This window comes from Chloroflexus sp. (assembly GCF_034431535.1).
Lineage (GTDB): Bacteria > Chloroflexota > Chloroflexia > Chloroflexales > Chloroflexaceae > Chloroflexus.
In genome coordinates, this window is sequence record NZ_DAOUDC010000012.1 from 101,551 (window position 1) to 121,839 (window position 20,289).

15 protein-coding genes are annotated in these 20,289 nt (G+C 59.7%); 6 read left to right on the forward strand and 9 right to left on the reverse strand.

Annotation, left to right across the window (positions count from 1 at the left end; all coding sequences use genetic code 11):
* The first annotated feature begins 93 nt into the window (after positions 1 to 93).
* The 4 genes from U9R61_RS02725 to U9R61_RS02740 all read left to right on the forward strand — a co-directional run bounded on the left by U9R61_RS02725 (position 94) and on the right by U9R61_RS02740 (position 5,881).
* Positions 94 to 1,935 (forward strand): ABC1 kinase family protein, encoded by a 1,842-nt coding sequence (locus U9R61_RS02725; protein WP_322487284.1) that lies wholly within the window; start codon positions 94 to 96, stop codon positions 1,933 to 1,935.
* Positions 1,936 to 2,070: 135 nt separating this feature from the next.
* Positions 2,071 to 3,441 (forward strand): GH1 family beta-glucosidase, encoded by a 1,371-nt coding sequence (locus U9R61_RS02730; protein ID WP_322487285.1) that lies wholly within the window; start codon positions 2,071 to 2,073, stop codon positions 3,439 to 3,441.
* Positions 3,442 to 3,458: 17 nt separating this feature from the next.
* Positions 3,459 to 4,724, forward strand: coding sequence for an MFS transporter (locus tag U9R61_RS02735; RefSeq protein ID WP_322487286.1), 1,266 nt, complete (start codon positions 3,459 to 3,461; stop codon positions 4,722 to 4,724).
* Between the two features lie 92 nt (positions 4,725 to 4,816).
* Positions 4,817 to 5,881, forward strand: a complete 1,065-nt coding sequence (locus U9R61_RS02740) for an NADH:flavin oxidoreductase/NADH oxidase (RefSeq protein WP_322487287.1) — start codon at positions 4,817 to 4,819, stop codon at positions 5,879 to 5,881.
* Between the two features lie 10 nt (positions 5,882 to 5,891).
* Here the strand turns inward: U9R61_RS02740 and U9R61_RS02745 are convergent, their stop codons facing one another.
* The 6 genes from U9R61_RS02745 to U9R61_RS02770 all read right to left on the reverse strand — a co-directional run bounded on the left by U9R61_RS02745 (position 5,892) and on the right by U9R61_RS02770 (position 11,786).
* Positions 5,892 to 6,719 (reverse strand): cytochrome c, encoded by an 828-nt coding sequence (locus U9R61_RS02745; RefSeq protein WP_322487288.1) that lies wholly within the window; start codon positions 6,717 to 6,719, stop codon positions 5,892 to 5,894.
* A 268-nt stretch (positions 6,720 to 6,987) separates the two neighbouring features.
* Positions 6,988 to 8,913 (reverse strand): PhoX family phosphatase, encoded by a 1,926-nt coding sequence (locus tag U9R61_RS02750; protein ID WP_322487289.1) that lies wholly within the window; start codon positions 8,911 to 8,913, stop codon positions 6,988 to 6,990.
* Positions 8,914 to 9,114: 201 nt separating this feature from the next.
* Positions 9,115 to 10,167, reverse strand: a complete 1,053-nt coding sequence (locus U9R61_RS02755; RefSeq protein ID WP_322487290.1) for a hypothetical protein — start codon at positions 10,165 to 10,167, stop codon at positions 9,115 to 9,117.
* 6 nt (positions 10,168 to 10,173) lie between these two features.
* The gene (locus U9R61_RS02760) at positions 10,174 to 11,148 is read right to left on the reverse strand and encodes a sugar phosphate nucleotidyltransferase (protein WP_322487291.1); all 975 of its coding nucleotides are present in this window, start codon (positions 11,146 to 11,148) and stop codon (positions 10,174 to 10,176) included.
* A 3-nt stretch (positions 11,149 to 11,151) separates the two neighbouring features.
* Positions 11,152 to 11,388, reverse strand: a complete 237-nt coding sequence (locus U9R61_RS02765; protein WP_322487292.1) for a zinc ribbon domain-containing protein — start codon at positions 11,386 to 11,388, stop codon at positions 11,152 to 11,154.
* Positions 11,389 to 11,573: 185 nt separating this feature from the next.
* Complete coding sequence (locus tag U9R61_RS02770; RefSeq protein ID WP_322487293.1) at positions 11,574 to 11,786, reverse strand: hypothetical protein; 213 nt, start codon at positions 11,784 to 11,786, stop codon at positions 11,574 to 11,576.
* Positions 11,787 to 11,940: 154 nt separating this feature from the next.
* Between U9R61_RS02770 and U9R61_RS02775 the strand changes: the two genes are divergently transcribed.
* Together U9R61_RS02775 and U9R61_RS02780 are read left to right on the forward strand one after the other, a co-directional pair.
* The gene (locus U9R61_RS02775) at positions 11,941 to 12,873 is read left to right on the forward strand and encodes an AEC family transporter (RefSeq protein ID WP_322487294.1); all 933 of its coding nucleotides are present in this window, start codon (positions 11,941 to 11,943) and stop codon (positions 12,871 to 12,873) included.
* A 108-nt stretch (positions 12,874 to 12,981) separates the two neighbouring features.
* Positions 12,982 to 14,592 (forward strand): amidohydrolase, encoded by a 1,611-nt coding sequence (locus tag U9R61_RS02780; protein WP_322487295.1) that lies wholly within the window; start codon positions 12,982 to 12,984, stop codon positions 14,590 to 14,592.
* A gap of 2 nt (positions 14,593 to 14,594) precedes the next feature.
* Here U9R61_RS02780 and U9R61_RS02785 read toward each other — a convergent pair whose 3' ends face one another.
* From U9R61_RS02785 to U9R61_RS02795, 3 genes are all read right to left on the reverse strand, one after another.
* Positions 14,595 to 16,292, reverse strand: coding sequence for an NAD(P)-binding protein (locus U9R61_RS02785; RefSeq protein ID WP_322487296.1), 1,698 nt, complete (start codon positions 16,290 to 16,292; stop codon positions 14,595 to 14,597).
* Positions 16,293 to 16,334: 42 nt separating this feature from the next.
* Positions 16,335 to 17,357: an anthranilate phosphoribosyltransferase gene (gene trpD, locus U9R61_RS02790; RefSeq protein WP_322487297.1), complete on the reverse strand. Its 1,023-nt coding sequence runs from the start codon at positions 17,355 to 17,357 to the stop codon at positions 16,335 to 16,337.
* Between the two features lie 191 nt (positions 17,358 to 17,548).
* On the reverse strand, positions 17,549 to 20,020 hold the full coding sequence (locus tag U9R61_RS02795; protein WP_322487298.1) for a vitamin B12-dependent ribonucleotide reductase: 2,472 nt from the start codon (positions 20,018 to 20,020) through the stop codon (positions 17,549 to 17,551).
* Positions 20,021 to 20,289 lie beyond the last annotated feature (269 nt).

Here is a 20,289-nt window from a genome sequence, read left to right on the forward strand (position 1 = left end):
CGTATGGTAGTTGGTGATCAATTCAATGCGGATCGGTCGCGAGATTGAGTTTCGCCTCTGGTATAATCGAAATAGCAATACTGGTAGGAAGCTATGCGTGAACCAATCTCTATCCAAGCAACCGAAACCGCCAACACCGGCACTGTCCCTCGCCCAACCGAGCCGCCCCGTTTTCGCCCGCGCGAGCGTTTTCTGCGGGTGTCGTCGTTCTTTCTCGGCGTTGTTATCCATATTTATATCTGGGATATCTTTCTCGCCCGCTTTGCCATTTTTCGCTGGTATGTCCAGCGCACGATGCTGCGGCGCTGGGTGAATATTGCCCGCCGCTTCCGCATGATGGCGGTTGAACTGGGCGGGATGCAGATTAAGCTTGGCCAGTTCCTGTCGTCGCGCGCTGATATTATTCCCGATGTGGTGCGACGCGAGTTGACCGGCTTGCAAGATGAGGTGCCTCCGGCCCCCGCTGGCCACGTGCTCGAAGTGATTTTGGAAGAGTTAGGCGCACCGCCAAGCGAGATCTTTCGTAGCTTCGAGACAGAATGCGTCGCGGCGGCTTCGTTGGGGCAAGTGCATTACGCAGTACTCCACGATGGGCGCGAGGTGGCGGTGAAGGTGCAACGGCCATGGATCGATAAGATTATTGAAGTCGATCTCAGTGCCGTGACATGGGTGGTGCGCCTGATCAAGAACTATCCGCCGATCCGCCGGCGGGCCGATCTTGAGGCGTTGTTGGCCGAGTTCGCCCGCGTGTTGGTGCAAGAATTGGATTATGTCCAAGAGGCGCGCTCGGCGGCGATCTTCCGCCAGAACTTCGCCAACCATCCCGGCATCTATATCCCTGAACCGATCTTCGAGCTGACCACGCGCCGCGTGTTAGTGATGGAGCGGATCAGCGGGATTAAGATCACCGATTTGCATACGCTCGATCAACTGGGGGTCAGCCGGCTCGAACTAGCTGCCCGGCTCAATAACTGCTACCTGAAACAGTTCTTTATTGACGGCTTCTTCCACGCCGATCCCCACCCCGGCAATCTGTTTGTCCGGGTCGAGACCGGCCTTGCCGCCACCAGACCGGCCCCGCCGCCAATGCCAACCAGCACAAATGGTCACGTGACCATCGATACGCTCGAATCCCAGTTGCCAATCGATTATGCGCCTGATGAAACGCCAACCGGCACCCCCTTCACGCTCATTTTCGTTGATTTTGGTATGGTGGGCCGGTTGCCGCCAGAGACGATGGAGATAATGCGGCAAGGGGTGCTTGGGTTAGCAACCAATGACGCCGACCGCATTCTCAATTGTCTCGAACAACTGAATATGATTTTACCCGGCGCCGACCGTCGTCAGATTAAGGCGGCTATCGAGACGATGTTGCGCTACTCGTTTAACCGCACGGTGCGCGAGTTGACCAATCTCGATGTCGAGGCGATTATGGCCGAGACGAAGGATCTGATTTACGATCTGCCGTTCCAGATCCCGCAAGATTTGCTCTATCTAGGGCGGGCGCTGAGTATGGTGGCGGGGTTGGCGACCGAAATCTACCCTGACATCAACCTCTTCCAAGAATTACGCCCGTTTGCGCGAGCGATGCTGGCCCAAGAACAGCGCAATGGCAATTGGTTCGAGAAGTTCCAACAAGAGTTCGCCGAAATCGGCCAGATTTTGATCGGTCTGCCTCGCCAAATGGATGCGTACTACCGGGCTGCTAATCGCGGCGAGTTACAAACCCGCTCGGATCTGAGCCGGCTCGAACGCAGTATGAAACGGGTGGAGCGGGCCACCGACCGGTTGATGGGTGGGATGCTGGCGACTGGTCTGTTCCTCGGCGGAGTGCAATTACGTACCCGCGGCCTCGAACGTGAAGCGAGCCGGGCATGGTGGGCGGCGGCAGCGGCGATTCTGTGGGCGCTGTGGCCGCGCAATGAGCGATGGTAATGCATCGGCTATCCTATGGCGTAATGGGACATAGATAAACACGGATTGAGACGGATGTTCACGGATGCAGCCAACCGTGCCAATCCGTTTTTACCCGTGTGTGTTCGTGTCCTATTACATAAAGATACATTCCACATGAACAACGACATCCGCTTTCCAGCCAATTTCTTATGGGGCGCAACAACCGCTGCGTATCAGATTGAAGGGGCGTGGAACGAAGACGGTAAGGGCGAGAGTATCTGGGATCGCTTCGTGCGGCGGCCCGGCGTCATTATTGATGGCAGCACTGGTGATGTCGCCTGCGATCACTATCACCGCTACGTAGAGGATCTCGACCACATGGCGGCGTTGGGACTGAAGGCGTACCGCTTCAGCATCGCATGGCCGCGCATCTTTCCCACTGGCTCCGGCCAACCCAATCAGCGCGGGCTTGATTTTTACCGGCGCTTGATCGACGGCCTACACCAGCGCAATATCGCACCGGTTGCTACCCTCTACCATTGGGATTTACCGCAGGCGCTAGAGGATCGCGGCGGCTGGACGAATCGCGACACGGCGTTGCGTTTCGCCGAATACGCCGATTATCTCTTTCGCCGGATCGGGGGCGAGGTCGCGCTGTGGGCCACCCACAACGAACCGTTTATTCAGGCGTTCTACGGTTACGGCAACGGTGAAAACGCGCCGGGCAAGCGCTCGCCATGGCAGGTGCTCAAGGTCGTGCATCACCTCTTGCTCTCGCATGGGTTAGCGGTAAGCGCCTTCCGTGCCACCAAACCGCAACCGGCCCGCACCGATCTGCCGCCGTCTCAGATCGGTATCGTCATGATGATTTGGCCTCATTACCCGGCCAGCGATCACCCTGCCGACCGCAAAGCTGCCCAACGGATCGACGGGGTGATGAACCGGCTCTTCCTCGAACCACTATTCCGCCGGCGCTACCCCGCCGATCTGGTAGCACACTTTGCTCGCCGGCTCATCTTCGCGCCGGTCAAGCCCGGTGATATGGAGATTATCGGCCAGCCAATCGATTTTCTCGGCATTAACACCTATACCCGCCTGTTTCACGCCTTTAACTGGCGTGAACCGTTTTTGCTGACCAAGCAGGTACCAGGGCCGTTGCCCAAGACGGCGATGGGGTGGGAGATCTATCCCGACTGTATTATCGAGGCCTTGCAAAAGGCGCGTGAGTATACCTCCATCCCGCTCTACATCACCGAGAACGGGGCGGCGTTCGATGATCCGCCACCCGACCCGGCTGATCAGGTGGTTGAAGACCCTGATCGCGTCGCTTACCTTCGTTCCCACATTGAGGCATGCCGGCGCGCGCTCGCTGCCGGCTGCGATCTGCGCGGCTATTTTGTCTGGACACTGATGGACAATTTCGAGTGGGCGAAAGGGCTGAGCAAGCGGTTTGGGATTATTTATACCGACTATGCCACTCAACGCCGGGTGTGGAAGCGCAGCGCGCACGTGTACCGCGACATTATCGCGCGCAATGGGTTGTGAAGCGTCGGTGCGCCATCATGCGCAATGATCAGCGGTATTTATTGGCCATTGGCCTGTTGACCACCGGCCTGACAGTGGGTTGGTTGTTTGCCACCATCGCTTATGCGGAACTCGGGTACGGCAGCTACCGGCTCGGGGTACCGTTGTTCGGCGATCTCACGCTGATCGGGTTGCTCAATAGTATGCCGGTGCTGGCCGGCGGAATCAGCGGGCCATTGGCGTGGCAAGCGGTGCGGCAGTGGGGCTCGCGTCCGGCGTTGCTGCTCGGTGGTTGGCTGCATAGCGCGGCATTGTTTGCGTTAGCACTGGCCCCGCTCAGCAGCGCCATCACCCCGGTAACAGCATGGATGTTGTTACTCGGTGTATCGCTGAGCGGGCCGGCCAGCGTGCTCTTTAATCTAGCCGGGCCGCCGCTGATGATGCAACTGAGCGGCGCCGATGGTCCTGACCGGCTCTTTGCCCGCAGCGCAGCTCTGAGCTTGATCATCGGCGGCATCGCTAATCTGCTCGCCGGCAGTTTGGCGACGGCGTGGCGGGTGGCGCTGGTCGAGAGCGATGCCATCGCGCCGTACCGGTTCAATGCCGCGCTCAGCGCAGCGATCGCCGCTCTCGCTGGGTTGCCGTTGGTGGGATTACGTCTCACGGCACAGCCATCACCAACGCCGGTGACGACGATTCGCCGCGAGATCAGTGACCTTTGGCGCACGCTCATCAAAGCGATCATCTTCGCGCCGGGGCCGCTGCTCATCTCACTCGGCGCGGCGCTGTTCATCCCCTACCTCGGACTCTTCTTTCACCAACGCTTCACCGCCACCGACGCCGCTATCGGGCTGTTGTTCGCGCTCATCAGCCTCGCCACTGGTCTGGCGACGCTCGCCGGGCCACGAATCGCAGCGCGGATTGGCCGCATGCAAGGCGTGGTACTAACGCAGGCGCTCGCTATTCCCTGCCTGATTGCGCTAGCCTTTGCGCCTACATTACCGGTAGCGACTTTGATCGCGATGCTGCGCGGCGCGCTGATGAATATGGCTACACCGCTGTTTGAAGCGCACGCGCTGGCACAGACCCCGCCTGAACACCACCCTACCGTGATCGGCCTCATCCGGGCCGCCGCGTCGGTGGGGTACATTGCCGGCCCCACCATCAGCGCCGAGCTCCAAAGCATTGCCGGCTTTACCCCGATCCTGCTTATCGCAGCACTATGCTACACGGTGGCCGTGATAGTCAATGCAACGCTCTTCATCTGGCACGCACCGTCTCCTCAGCACAATCCCACACCTTAGCCGAGCTGTACCAGGCTGCTCATTTGCCCGTATACACCAAGTAAAGGTATACTGGCAACAGAGTGTAGTCATTCAACGACTGAGAGAGTGCCATGCAACCACATGTATTTACACCACTGACCATCGGCAGCGTCACCCTACGCAACCGGATCGGTATGTCGCCGATGTGCCAATACAGCGCCATTGATGGCTTCCCAACCGATTGGCATCTGATGCATCTAGGAGCACGGGCAGCCGGCGGGGTCGGACTCATTATTCTCGAAGCCACAGCCGTTTCGCCCGAGGGACGGATTTCTCCGTTCGATTTGGGTATCTGGAGCGATGAACACATCGCTGCCCTCTCCCGCATAGTTAAGCTGATCGAGAGTCTCGGTGCGGTGGCCGGCATTCAATTAGCGCACGCCGGACGGAAAGCAAGTGTGAATCGCCCATGGGAAGGCGGCAAACCGATTGCGCCGGCAAACGGCGGCTGGCCGGTAGTCGGCCCGACGGCTGAACCGTTCGCGCCCGGCTACCCCACCCCGATCCCGCTCGATGCAGCCGGTATTGCCAAGGTCGTGGCCGATTTTGCCACCGCCACTAAACGCGCACGAGCCGCCGGTTTCCGCTGGATCGAGATCCACGCTGCCCATGGCTACCTCCTCCACAATTTCCTCTCGCCGCTTGGCAATGACCGCAACGACGAGTACGGCGGTGATCTCCGTGGGCGAGCACGTCTGCTCTGTGAAGTAACCGCCGCAGTGCGCGCAGAATGGCCGTCTGATCTCCCGCTTGCTGTTCGCCTCTCATGTAGTGACTGGACACCGGAAGGTTTAACCATCGCCGATACGGTAGAGGTAGCGCGTATGCTACGCGAACAGGGAGTTGATCTGATCGATTGCAGCTCCGGTGGGATTGCCCCCGGCATTCCTATCCCGGTCAGAGAGGGGTATCAAGTACCATTTGCAGCGCAGATCCGTCGCGAGGCCAACATCGCCACCGCTGCGGTCGGTCTGATCACCCGCGCCGAGCATGCCGACGCGATTATTCGCAATGGCGACGCCGATCTGGTACTGCTGGGTCGTGAACTGCTCCGCGACCCGCACTGGCCGTTGCGCGCGGCGCGGGCGCTCGGTCACGACCTCGCGCCGCCGCCGCAGTATTTGCGGGCGTGGTGAGGCAGCAGTTCTACGATGTGTGGCACGCATTACACGGTAAATCCGGCACCGGCTCGTGGCGGTTGTCGATCTGATGCATACTGTGGCAAGTCGGGCAGCCAACCCGGCTTGGTGAACCGCGGTGGCAATCGTTGCAGGTCGGGTTGAGCGGGTGTGGCATCTGTACCTGTTGCGGATGCAGGTTGTGGCAATTGACGCAACCGAGGTATTGTTCCAACCCGGCTTCGCTTGCCACCGGCGGCACCGACGTCGGTTCTGGTACGGTCGTCGGAGTGGGCGGCGACGTAGGGGTTGGCGCTGGCAGCGGGGTATCGGTGGGCAGCGCTAGTGGCGTTGCCGTCGGTGGCACACTGGTCGGAGTGCTCGTGAACGTCGGCGCCGGTGCGACGGTCGCCGAAGCCGTGGCCGTCACCCGCGGGGAAGGCGTGGCCGTGGCGCTGGGCAATGGCGACACAGTGGATGTTGCTGCTGTCGTGGGCGAGAGCGTTGGCGTTGCGGTTGCCGTGGGGAACAAAGTAGGCGACGCGGTTGGCGTGGCAGTGGGCGATAGGGTAACAGCGCCACCGGCGACTGCTACCGCTTGTTGTTGCAACAGAAAATCAACCAGCGCCGCAATCTGATCGTCCGGCAATAGATTGCCGTAATCGTCGCCAACCACCGCACGCACGATTCCCCCTTGATGGCCGGGTACGATAAACTCGTCATGCGCGCGGATCGACCGTTCGAGGTATTCCCGCGCACTCACACCGGGCATGCGTTCGCCGGCCCGCCGGCCCACCCCGGCCAAATTCGGTCCTATTCCCTCCCTCTCGCTCGCATCGAGGCTATGGCAGGTCATGCACGGTACGTCGCCAGCCAACGGTGCAAGTCCAAAGATATAAGATCGGCACCGCTAGCCTGTAATACCGGCGTCGGTGATGGTGAGATCGGTCGCTGCGACGTACAACCGGCCATCACACCGATAAGCATGCCGCCGGCCAGCAACGGTGTTATCCACGCCGGTACTTGAACCATGGTGGGCCCCCGTATACCGCCAATTGGGTCTTAGCACAATACCGTGCGGTGGCAACACTATCACCGCACGGCATTGCGATGCAATGCCCCTCCTACGTCCCGATCACACCGCTATCGAAGCGCTGCACCGTGATCACGCTGGGCCGCGGCAAGCCTTGCCGGTCGGGCCACGTGCTGCTTGGATTCTCGAAGGTACTGCCCTCACCAGGATGTTGAATAGCAAGGAAGAGCGTGCGGTTGTCGGGGGTAAACTCAGGCCCACACACTTCGCTCCCGGCCACCGACGAGAAAAACTGTTGCAAGTTACCACGCTGCGAACCGCTCACCGGCACAGCGAACAGACCATCGTTGAATTTGATTGCGCGCGGCGCGCCGTCGGTGGCAATCCATAGGTTGCCCTGACTGTCGAAGGCCACATTGTCGGGAGCGCCAATCGGCGAGACCTTGCTCTTGTCGAAGCCGGCGAAATAGGTGTCAGGCTGCGAGGGTAGCCCTGCCAAAATGAAAATCTCCCACCGAAACGTGGTTGCGGCATGATCGTCATTACGCTCAGTTAGCTCGATGATGTGGCCCCACGCATTGTTGGGACGCGGGTTAGCTGCATCGGTGCCGGGTTGCCCACTCGCGCCGCGGCGGGTGTTGTTGGTTAGCGCGATGTACACCTTCTTGTTGACCGGGTTGATCTCCACGTCCTCCGGGCGATCCATCTTGGTCGCACCCACGAGATCGGCGGCCAAGCGGGTGTTGATCAACACATCACCTTGCGAGCGGAAGCCATTTTCCGGTGTAAGTGGGCCTTGGCCGTACACCAGTGGTAACCACTCACCGGTCCCATCAGGATTAAACTTTGCCACGTACAAGACGCCATCATCGAGCAAATTCATATTTGCTTCGCGATTGCGTGGGTTGAATTTACCGTTGGTAACAAACTTGTAGACATACTCAAACTGTGCATCATCACCCTGATATCCAACCACCCGACCATCGCGCGCAACCACAAAGGTAGCTCCTTCATGGCGGAAGCGTCCCAGCGCTGTGCGCTTCACCACCGGTCGCAATGGATCATACGGATCGATTTCCACGCACCAGCCGAAACGGAAACCCTCATTCGGCTCTTTTGAAATATCAAATCGGCTGTGGAAGCGTTCCCACTTGCGCTCCGATTCAGCCGTCGGCATACCATAGCGGCGATGCACCGCATAGCGCGGGTCGTTGCGGTCAAGGCCATTGAGATTGGCGAAATACTGGTGGAAGTTCTCTTCACCGCTCACCACCGTACCCCACGGGGTCTTGCCGCCGGCACAGTTGTTAAGCGTGCCAAGAATCGCATCGGCACCGGGATCGGCGCTAGTCCGCATCCACGGATGATCGGCGGCAGGGCCACTCAGACGGGTCGCGCTAAAGCCGGTTACCCGTCGGTTGTAGCGGGAATTCCGTACATAGCTCCACGTCCCATCAGGTGCCCGCACCACCTCAACTACCGACATCCCATGGGCTGCAATCCCAACATCGACCTGATTACGAGTCGGGTTCTCAAAATCGTACTTCGGGAACATCAACTCTTCGTTGGTGTACTCGTGATTAACCACGAGCAGACCACGGTTCGAGTTGTTGGAGCCGTAGGGCAATGGCAAGAAACCAATAAAGTCGCAGTTATAGCCAAACTGCTTCACCTGCGCTTCCGGCGTCTGCAACCAGACATCGAAATCGGGTGCATCGGCACTCAACGGCTCGCCCCAGCGAATGAGGGTGCGCGCATAATATCCTTCCGGTACAACTACGTCATCAAAGTTCGGGTCGGTAGGCTTCACCGCTTTGAACTTCAAGCCAGGATTCGCAGCCAACGCCTCCTCGACAGCCGATAGACTCGAACCGATCAAGACGAGCGAACCACCGATTGCCAACGTCTTGAGCATACCACGGCGCGAAATCCGCAGTGCCAACACCTCTTCCAGCGTCTGACCAATCCCAGCCTGCGAGCGGACAATCCATTTGTCTTTTTCGTCACGACCACCCATAGCGCCTCCTTAGATTAACACGTATGCAAACCGGGCAACATTGCGATGGGCATTGTTCCGGGCAGTCGTGATTATATGGATCGTCCATTAAATGAAGGTAATGGATCGTTGAAATGAAGATTAATCCAGGGTGATCATTGCATCACAACAACGCTCCCGGTATACCGGGAGCGTCAGCAACAGAAGCAAGACACAAACACTTTAACAACCAACGACCCGTGCCAACTCTGGCCTAAGCGCTGCATTTGCCGGATCAAGCTGAGCCATCACTCGTTGCACCATCCGTATATCGTAGGCCACCTGAAGATTACGCACCGAGTCGGGCATGAACAGACCATTGCCGTAACGATCAAAGCTATTAGCCAAGAACAGCCACATATCACTATCGAGCGTGGTATCAGGCGAAAGCCCATACCAACGCAGAAAACCGGCAATATGCGATGATGGACTCAGGTGCGGTAGCTGTGTACCACCGAAGATCATGCGGAGTCGGTCGCGGGCCACAACGACATCACGAACGGCATCGCGGATCATTGCCCGCTGCAAACCAACCGGCGGCGGCGGCAATTGGGGCGGCTGCCACCGGTAAGCGGTGACATTAACCTGATGGGCATGGGCCAATAGTTGCGCATCGCGCACCGACAACTGGTTCGGTTGGTGAAACGTGGCAACGAACAACACATTCGGCAGCGCGACTACCGGCCTAGCATCAACCGGCAACAGGTGCAGCCGTTCGTGCAAGTAGTGGAACAACTCATCGGGCGCTAAACCATCAAACAAGACGACGTAGAGCTTGCCGGCGCCTTGCGGCGCTTGCGCTTCGCTCAGCACCTCACTCAACTGGCTATCGCCGAAGCGGGTATGGAGATCACGGTAATAGTCACGCTGGCCGCTCTGCGCCGTCCACTGAGCTGAACCAATGCGGACAAACTGGCCGGGAGCATCGCCAACCAGTGCCGCGACCAAATGTTGCACCAATGCCGCCTTACCGGCCCCAGCCCTCCCGTTCAGCACCACGCACGGATAGGTCTTGAGCGACACATACATGGCAGTCAACAAGCGTGCTTCGGTCGGATCAGCCGCACCTTGCAACCGCCGGATCGTCTCTTGCTCCGCGCTCAGCGCCGGATCCTGCAATCTCACACTGGTCAGTGCTGGCGTCTGCCCGCTCGCGGGCAAGGCCAACTCCCAGCGGCCCCCTTTGGCCTCGCCGCGAGCGCCATTGCTTGCGGCATGGAAGTTGTAAGCAATCATAGTGGTTCACCCGAAACGAATATCCGACATATCGCCGACATTCAACTCTTGGCTGACACCGCTCACATGGGCTCGATCACCGATTAAGCTGCGGGTAATAATGACCGATTGGATCTGCGCACCGGCATTGATAATCGAGTCGCGCACAATCGCCTGCCGCACCACTGCGCCGTCGGCGATCGAGACATACGGCCCCACGACTGCCTCTTCGATCACTGCCGTCGGCGCAATATTAACCGGCGGAATGATCACTGCATTGGGGTACTCAGCGGCGCGATTATGGCCATGTTCGAGCAGATAACGATTGGTATCGAGCAGCGACTCAATCGTGCCGCAATCTCGCCAGACCCGCACCGTTTCGGCGCGCAGCTCTTCGCCGCGGTTGATCATCACTTGCAGCGCATCGGCCAAATAGAATTCCCCCTTGGTCTGGATATTGTTCTCCATGATGTAGTCGATCGCCGACATCAACCGGCTGGCTTCAGGCACATAATAGAACCCGGCCACGGCCAGATTGGAAATCGGCTCGCTCGGCTTCTCGACCAGCCGCACGATCCGACCTTTTTCGACGACCACCACGCCAAACCGGCGCGGATCATCGACCTCTTTGCAGTAAATGATGCCGTAGTCAGGATGCTCGTTGAGCCGTTCAATATCAAACTCAAGCAAGCCATCGCCAAACACGATCAAGAGCGGGCCGGTCAATTCACGGGCCAACGCGATCGCATCAGCTTGCCCACGCATCACCTTTTGCTCAAGAAAGCGCATCGGGTACGAATAATTGGCCCGCATAAACTCTTCGATCTGGTTGCCGAGATAGCCGACCACACAGATCAGCTCTTCAATCTGTAGGGGGGCCAAATAGTCAATAATATGCGCCAACACCGTCTTGCCAGCAACGCTGACCAGTGGCTTGGGGCGAACAAAGGTATGCGGACGCAAGCGTGTGCCTAAACCGGCGGTTAAGATCATGACGCGCATACCTTAGCTCCTTGAGCCACAGCCGCAGCTACTGCAACTGCATCCACCGCCGCTCGTCGTCGCAGCCGCCGCTGGCGCCGAAGCTTCGCCGCGGCTATGCGCGGCAAAGAGCGACAACCGGCGCTGAACATGCGTGCTCTGGCAAAAAGGACAGACAACAGACTGATCGGTAGCATGCATAGGCATTAGCCGCTCGAACTGACGCGCACAGTCCAAACAGCTATACTCGTACATCGGCATACGCTCACCTCGTAAACATCAGGGGAAAAGTAGGGGCGGACGCGGCCCAGCCGCATTATACCATGGCGTTTTGCCCGCTAGGATAACGGTTTACTTATCTTCACGATAACGTTACGCAAAGATTGAGTCACCTTCAGGCCGCGGCGGTGAACAACCACTCGCTTGCCCAGATGGTACGCCGGCTATCACCGCAATTCGGGCAATTCGATCGGGTCTTCACGTGGTTCACACACACCGCAAAACAAGGCGCGGGCCGTCACAATCGCTTTGTAACCGCCTTTGCGGTCAGCGTAGAGCGCCACGATATGCGGCATCTCTTGGGCATGATCGCGACAGACCGCGCGCCCGCAAAAGATGCATGTACCGTGAGCAGGCCGGTTGCAGTGCCAACAGTTCATGGTAATACTCCCTTGGCAAATGATGTGTTTTGCAACATTATCGCATAATTCGGTGCGAAAATGCTGGTAGATGATCTAACGTGACTGCCTAACGCGATCACAAGCAACCTGTGCTATGATAGTTGACTTGTAAAGTATTGGCACCGAGGTTGTGATGATTGCGGTTCTGATTGAAGTGCTCTTGCCAATTGCGGTGGTGGCGGCGGCGGGGTTTGCGTTACGCCGGGCTTTGCCGCTTGATCTCGTGACGCTCAACCGGCTGATGATTTACGGCCTAAGCCCGGCGCTGATTTTTGTCGCGTTGGTGCGGGCCGACTTAAGCGGACCAGACGCAGGGCGCATGCTCTTTTTCTCGGTAGGAGTGCTGGCACTGATGGCGCTGACGGTCTGGCTGTGCGCGTTGGCGTTGCGGCTGCGCGGCAAAGAGGTGACGGCGCTGTTGCTGACCAGTATGTTTATGAATTCGGGCAATTACGGCTTGCCGGCGTCGCGGTTTGCCTTTGGCGAGGCTGGCTTTACGTTAGGGGTGTTTTACTTTATCATGCAGTCCATCATGGCGCAGACGCTAGGGGTTGGGGTAGCGGCTGCCGGCGCGGCTGGCGGCGGTAAACAGGCATGGCGGCAGGTGTTCGACCGTCTCACTCATATGCCGCAGATTTACGCCGTAGCCGGCGCATTGGCGTTGCGTGGGATCGGGTTTCATCCGGCTGAAGCTACTGGCATTGCGCGCAGCGTATTTGAGGGGGTGGCGCTGCTCAGCGAGGCGGCGCTGCCGGTGATGCTGCTCATCCTCGGCGTGCAATTGGGGGCCGGCGCGCCGATTGTGCAACCGGCAATGGTCTCGTTTGCCACTGCAATCCGGCTGATTGTGTCACCGATCCTTGCTTTTGGCCTCGCCCGTTTGCTCGGTATGGACGGCATCGCGTTAGGGGTGGGGGTGATGATGGCCGGGATGCCGACTGCGGTGAATACGACCATTTTGGCGATTGAGTTTGATACGCGCCCGCAGTTGGTGGTGAGCACGGTGGTGGTGTCGTCGTTTGCGAGTTTGGTGACGTTGAGTGTGTTGTTGAGTTTGGTGCGGTAATAGCCGGGGCACGGCCCCCTGCGGGGCAGAGCGCGGCTCTGCCCGTACCGGTGATTGATGAGGAGAGCGGGAGGGGCGCAGCGCGCTGCGCCCGTACTGCTTAATCGTATGCCGCCAATCAATGTGCTGCTGCGAAATGTTAGCTTGGCCGGGCAAATCGGGCGGTATGCGATCGCCATCAGCGGCAAGCGCATCGTTTGGGTTGGCCCCGACCGCGATGCGTCGTCGTGGCAATCGACGGCGACGCGGATGATCGATGGCGGCGGGATGCTGGCCCTGCCCGGCTTGACCGACTGCCACTTCCATTTGCACAATGGCGCGCGCGCGTTGGGGGTGCTGCGGCTCGAAGATGCCCAGAGCATCGTCGATCTGCAAGCCCGGCTGGCAGTTTACGCCGCCACCAACCCGCATCTGCCGTGGCTGATCGGGCGCGGCTGGCGCTACCGGCTGTTTGCCAACGGCCTAACACCTGACCGGCGCTTGCTTGACGCGGTTGTGCCTGACCGGCCAGTCTTGCTGACTGCGTTCGATGGGCATACGGCATGGGCCAATACCGCTGCTTTGCAGATCGCGGGTATTTTAAACGGCGCTGAAACGGGTAATCCGTTGAGCACTGTGGTTCTGGGTGCAGATGGGTTGGCTAGCGGCGAGTTGCGTGAAGCGCCGGCGATGGATCTGGTGCGGCGTTGCATCCCGCCGCCAACCGAAGCCGAGCTGCGTGACTTGCTGCGTCGCGCGCTGCGCGAGCTGGCAGCGCTGGGGTTGACCAGCATCCACAACATGGACGGTGATGAAGCGCAGCGCACCCGCTACCGTGCATTGGCGGATACGGGCGAGTTAACCTTGCGCATCCGCTTGCCCCTCTCGGTGGCACCGGGGACTGATCCGGCCCAGATCACGGCATGGGCCGCCGATGCCCACCGCCATCCGCATCCCTTCGTGCAGACCGATGCGGTTAAACTGTTCGTTGATGGCGTAGTCGAAGCGAAGACGGCGTTGATGTTGGCACCCTACGCCGATGGCAGCGGTGAGTGTGGCACAGCAAATTACGATCCGGTTGAGTTTGTCGATCTGATCACCCACGCCGACGCTGCCGGTCTGCAAGTCTGCGTGCATGCAATTGGCGATGGCGGCGTGCGCCAAACGCTCAACGCCTTTGCCGCGGCACAACAGGCCAATGGCCGGCGTGATGCCCGCCACCGAGTCGAACACGTCGAGATCGTCGATCCGGCTGACTTGCCGCGTTTTGCGGCGTTGGGAGTGATCGCCTCGGTGCAACCCGTGCATGTCGATTTCGGGATGGATCAACAGAACCCGTGGTGGCGGCTGGTGGGGCCACAACGCCACCGCTACGGCTTCCCGTGGCGCGATTTATTACAGGCCGGCGCACCGATAGCACTCGGCAGCGATTGGCCGGTGGCCGATCCCAATCCGTTGCGCGGGATGCAAGTGGCCTGCACGCGGGGCAAGCTCGATCTTAGCCCGCTGGAAAGCGATTTTCCCGATCAGCGGCTGACACTTGCCGAAGCATTGGCCGGCTATACCACTTGGGCCGCCTACACCGGCTTCCGCGAGCGCGAATTGGGCCGGCTAGAGGCTGGTTATCTGGCTGACCTGATCGTGCTCGACCGTGACATCACCACCCGCCCGCCTGAACAGATCGCAGCGGCGCGAGTGATGGCGACAATGGTGGGAGGGCAGCTGGTGTTTGAGAGGTAATCCTACATCAAATACGTTAACACCTCTACCTCATCGCCGCTCTCAATTACCAGATTATCAGGCGGCAACCACTGAAACTCACCGCCGCGACGCAGACTCAATGGTAACTGGCCACCAACGCGCAGTTCGGCGACGGTCTTGCCGGCGCGCCGGTCGGTAATGATCTGACGGCGCACTACCAGCAATTGATCGCCGATATCAAAGGCCGCTTCGACATCAGGCAATAGGGCTGCCGCTACTAGACTCGGCGCGGCCAGCGCCGAAGTGCTAAAGGCGGTGCGAATCCCGAACAGATCGGCCAACCGGTCGGCCAGTACATCGCTAAAGACGCGCAGCACCAGATGCACATCGGGGTACATGCTGCGCACAGACAGCCCGATCTGCAAATTGAGCAGGTCGTCGCTGTAGAGAGCAGCGAGCGACATTGCCTGCTCGATGCCAGCTTCCCGCAACAGCTCTGGATCACGGGCATCGCCGCGCAACACGCGCACCCCTTGTGCAGTTAAGGCTTCGACATAGCGTTGCGGCGTTTCAACGTTGCAGATAACCGTGAGCGGCGGGCGCGGTTCGCGTCGGTTGAGCAAGCGCACCACCTGCGTGCCTACCTTGCCTAAACCGCAGACAATCAGGCCGCCACTTCGTTTCACAAGCCGCGGGCGATTGGCCCATTGCGCCGATTCCAGCGCGGGCAGCGGGCCAACCAGCGCGATCTCTTCGCTGGGCAAGATGGGTAAATGGGCATTGGGACCAGGCAAACGGCGCACGCCGAACCGGGATTCCAGATCGGCCACCGGCCCAATCAGCGGACTGTCATTGCTGACAGTGAGATAGGCCACCCCCAGCAAACCGGCGGGCAGATCGAGCACGTAGCGCACATTCGAGCTGAGCAAAGCCGCGGCGAAGGTTGGCGCGGCGAGGGCCGCCGGGCTAAAGGCCGAATTACGGCCAAAGGTACGCTCAATGCGCGCATCGAGGGCGCGGCTAAAGATGCGCTGCACCGTTGGCAATTCGGGCCGGATGCGGCGCGCGGCCAGCGCAATCTCCAAATTCTTCAGATCATCATCAATGGTAGCGATCAACCCCTGCGCCCGCTTGAGGCCGGCCCGCGCCAGCACCGCCGGATCACGGGCATCACCACGCACCACCGGCACCCCTAAACCGGTCAGCGTCGGGGTAAACTCGCAGTTCGGATCGAGCTCGATTGCCACTACCTCACGCCGGCAATCGAGCAATTGCAGCACGGCCCGGTAGCCAACTCTACCCAAACCACACACGATCATGTGACCGCGATAGGTAGCCGCCAGCGACTCTTGCCAACGATCAGGCCTCGCCCGTTTGTCAACCAGCAGCCGGCCCACATCAATGGCGCTTTGCAGCAAAAAGAAGAGACCGAGCAACGGGGTGAGAAAGAAGAGCGCCCGCCCGAACGGTTCATTGGGTAGATCGAGATCGGTTTGGAAAATGAGCAGCTTCAGCGTCTCAAACAGGGCAAAGGCGGCATCGGTTTCGTAGTCGAGACGCTCTGGCAAATAAAACCAACGCAAGTAGAGGGTGCAACTTGCTAACACCAACAACAGCGCGGTGATGGGGAACCATGCCTCCCGCACGATGCGCAGGTCGTCAATGATGTTGGCAAGCATCAGCCGCCAGAGCGCAAACCGACGCCGGCGCAGGCGGGTGAGGCGGATGTCTTGGGCCATAGGAACGGTGGTCTCTGATCAAACACGAAGGAGCAACGACAGTCACGTCTCACCGCGGCTCACGGCAATCATGCGATTGAGCCGTTCGAGCGCCCGCCCACTATCGATGCTGGCACGCGCCATCTTGACGCCGGTGGCCAAATCGGGCGCAAGGTCGCCGGCCACCAATGCTGCCGCAGCATTGAACAACACCACATCACGGCGCGGCCCCTGCTCTTCACCGCTGAGGATGGCGCGTACAATCGCCACGTTGTAAGCGACATCGCCGCCGCGTAACGCCTCGCGCGGCGCGCGCACCAAACCGACATCTTCCGGCGCAACCATCATTTGGCGCGGCGTATGCCCGGCCCTTACCTCGAAGATCAGGTTGGGGCCGGAAAGCGTCAATTCATCAACCCCGCCGTCGCCATGCACGACCAGCGCGTGGACGGTGTCGAGCCGGCTGAGAGCGTTAGCCAGCTTTTCGGCCAGCACCGCGCTCGCCACCCCCAACACTTGATAGCGGGCGCGGGCCGGGTTGGTCAACGGGCCAAGAATGTTGAACACGGTACGAATGCCGATCTCACGCCGCACCGGCCCGGCAAAGCGCATCGCCGGATGGAACTTGGGTGCGAACATAAAGCCAATGCCGGCATCGCGCAAGCAGCGCGACACCCCTTCGGCGTCCAGCTCGATCTGCACCCCCAGCCCTTCCAGCACATCGGCGCTACCGCACACGCTCGACATCGCCCGATTGCCATGCTTGGCTACCGTCAAGCCAGCGCCGGCAGCGACAAATGCGGCGGTGGTACTAATGTTAAACGTATGCGCACCATCGCCACCGGTACCGCAGGTGTCGATCACCGGCCCGTCAAAATAGACGTGCGTCGCCTTCTCGCGCATCACTGCTGCCATGCCGGCAATTTCGGCATCGGTCTCGCCCTTGATATGCAACGCGGTGAGGAACGCGCCGATCTGGGCCGGCGTCGCCGTCCCGCTCATAATCTCTTCCATCACGCTGGCCGCTTCGGCTTGGGTCAGATCGCGCCGCGCAACCACCGCGGCAATCGCCTCGCGAATGTTCATTGCATCCTCCTCAGAGATGCAGGAGACTCACCGCCATGCACCGTACCGCGACGCACTGCTTGCGCCTGTACTTGGGCGACGCACTGCCGTGCGTCTGTACTTATTGCGGTTGTATTGTAACGAGGCAGCGCGTTACGGTCAATGGCAAAGGGCCGCACGAGTGTGCGGCCCTGCCGAGGCTTATCCGCTCATTAGCATTCGCTATAGCCGCACGAATGGCACTTGCGGCAACCCTCTTCGTTCAGCAGCGTCACATTTTGGCATTCGGGACAGATTTCGCCTGACTCGATCGCGCCGTGACCCGGCTCAACGTGCAGATGCGTGACCGGCGCCGGCTTGGGCGCAGGCGGCTCGGCAGCACCGTTGCCGTATTCGCTGGCGAAGGCATACTCGCCGTTGTAATAGCCGTTGCCATTGCCATGCCCATGACCGTTCCCGTTGCCCTTCACGTAGTGATCGAGCAGCACCTTGCCGATTGCATCGGGCACCGAGCGCACCCGATCCGGGCCAAAGCCCGCCGAACGCGAACCGCCGATCCCGCGCAGTTGCTCGGCGATCAGCTTGACCGGCACGCCACAACGCAGCGCCAGCGAGATCAGCCGCCCGATCGCCTCGGTGAAAGCGGTGACATCACTACCGGCCCGGCCAATGATGGCAAAGACCTCGAACGGCTTGCCCTCCAGCTCGGTGACGAACAGGCGCAGCTTGCCGAGCGGCGTCACCACCGGGAAGGAGTGGCTGGGCAGGCCCTCGGCCGGCACCGGGCGCGGAGTGAGTTCCACCGGCGCTGCGGCGGCTGTCGGCTGCTCAGCCGGCTTGCTCTCGCTCTTGCCGGTCGAGCCGGTTGACAAAACCTGATTCGCCCGCGAGCCGTCGCGGTAGACTGTAATCCCCTTGCAGCCAAGGCGGAAGGCCAGCTCGTACGCTTCGCGCACCTGATCGGGCGTCGCTTCGTGGGGGAAGTTGATAGTCTTGGATAGGGCGCTATCGGTATGCTCCTGAAACGCTGCTTGCATGCGCACGTGCCATTCGGGCGCGATGTCGTGGGCCGTCACCCACACCCGTTGCACCTCGGCAGGCACTTCGGGGTGGTGGATGTGACCAGTATCGGCGATCCGCTCCATCAACTCGACACTGTACCAACCCTCACGCTTGGCTTGGACCACAAAGTCTTGGTTAATGTCAAGCATGCGGGTATCGGCTTGATAGCGCCAGAAGGCGATGGCAAACAGCGGCTCGATGCCTGACGAGCAGCCGGCAATGATGCTAATCGTACCAGTGGGAGCGACAGTAGTCACGTTGCAATTGCGCAAGAGGCGCTGGGGGCGGACACGCGAGCCATCGGGCCGGCGGGCGCAGGTTGCATCCGGTCCCCAGATGCTATACTCCCACTCGGGGAAGGGACCGCGATCGCGGGCCAACTGCTCGGACGCGACTTTGCTCTCTTCGTCGATAAAGCGCATCACCTGGCGCGCCAGCTCGATTGCCTCATGCGAATTGTAGGGGATACCTAACCGCACCAGCATATCGGCCCAACCCATCACTCCCAACCCGATCCGGCGGATGCGCTGGCTCAGTTGAGTAATCTGCTCAAGCGGGTAATGGTTAGCGTCGATCACATTGTCGAGGAAGCGGGTGCTCTCATGCACCACCTCGCACAGGTGCTCCCAATCGATCCGCTTGTCGGGGGTCACAAACTTGCCCAAATTGATCGAACCGAGGTTGCAGACATCGTAGGCCAGCAACGGTTGCTCGCCGCACGGATTGGTCGCTTCATACTCGCCGAGATGGGGCACCGGATTATACTCGTTGGCGCGGTCGATGAAGAACAGGCCGGGTTCGCCGGTGGCGTGGGCACACTGCACAATCAGGTCAAAGACCATGCGGGCACGGAGCCGCATCGGCTGGCCGGGTTGCACCAGCACTTCACCGGTTAGCGGATGCTTCAGCCCTTCGCGGGCAGCGATATGCACTTGGCCAGTGCGCGGATTGATCAGATCATACTCCTCGTCGCGATCGACCGCGCGCATAAAGGCATCGGTAATCGCCACCGAGATATTGAAATTGGTGATCTTGGTGGTATCAAGCTTGCAGGTAATAAACTCGAGAATATCGGGGTGATCGCAGCGCAAAATACCCATATTCGCACCGCGGCGGGTGCCACCCTGCTTAATCGCCTCGGTCGAATGGTTATAGACATCCATAAAGCTGACTGGGCCGCTAGCCACCCCCATCGTGCTACGCACCACATCGTTGCGCGGGCGGAGGCGCGAGAAGCTAAAGCCGGTACCGCCGCCGCTCTGATGGATCAGGGCCTGATGTTTAAGCGTCTCGTAAATGCTGTTGAGGTTATCTTCAATCGGCAACACAAAACAGGCGCTCAGTTGGCCAAGCGGGCGACCGGCGTTCATCAGAGTCGGGCTATTCGGCTCAAAATACCCCTGCGTCATGAGGTGGTAAAATCGCTCGGCCCGCTCTTCGACCTGTTCGGGCGAAGCGCCATAGCGAGCATCGACGGCGGCGATCGTCTCGGCCACCCGCCAAAACATCGTCTCTGGCGTCTCGATCACATCGCCGTGCTCGTTTTTGAGCAGGTAGCGCTTCTTCAACACCGTGCGGGCGATATCGGTCAAATCGGCAGGGGCAAGCTCTCGTTTCATCATTGCTAGAATGCTCCTCTGTTGGACAAACCGTCGGCACGCGGAGAAACCGGGATAGCACACCCAAAAGTGTAAATAATTATTTTCACTTTCATCACGACGCGGAAAACCTGCACTAGAGGCAGATACTACATCTAGTGTGTACGATGAGTGGTAGGGTGCATATCTTGGTGTTCTCGCACGCGCCGATAGTGTAGCACAGCGCTTGGGATTGTGTCAAGCGGGGAAATGGTTACAAAACCATTTACAAGTTAACAATAATACAGCAACGC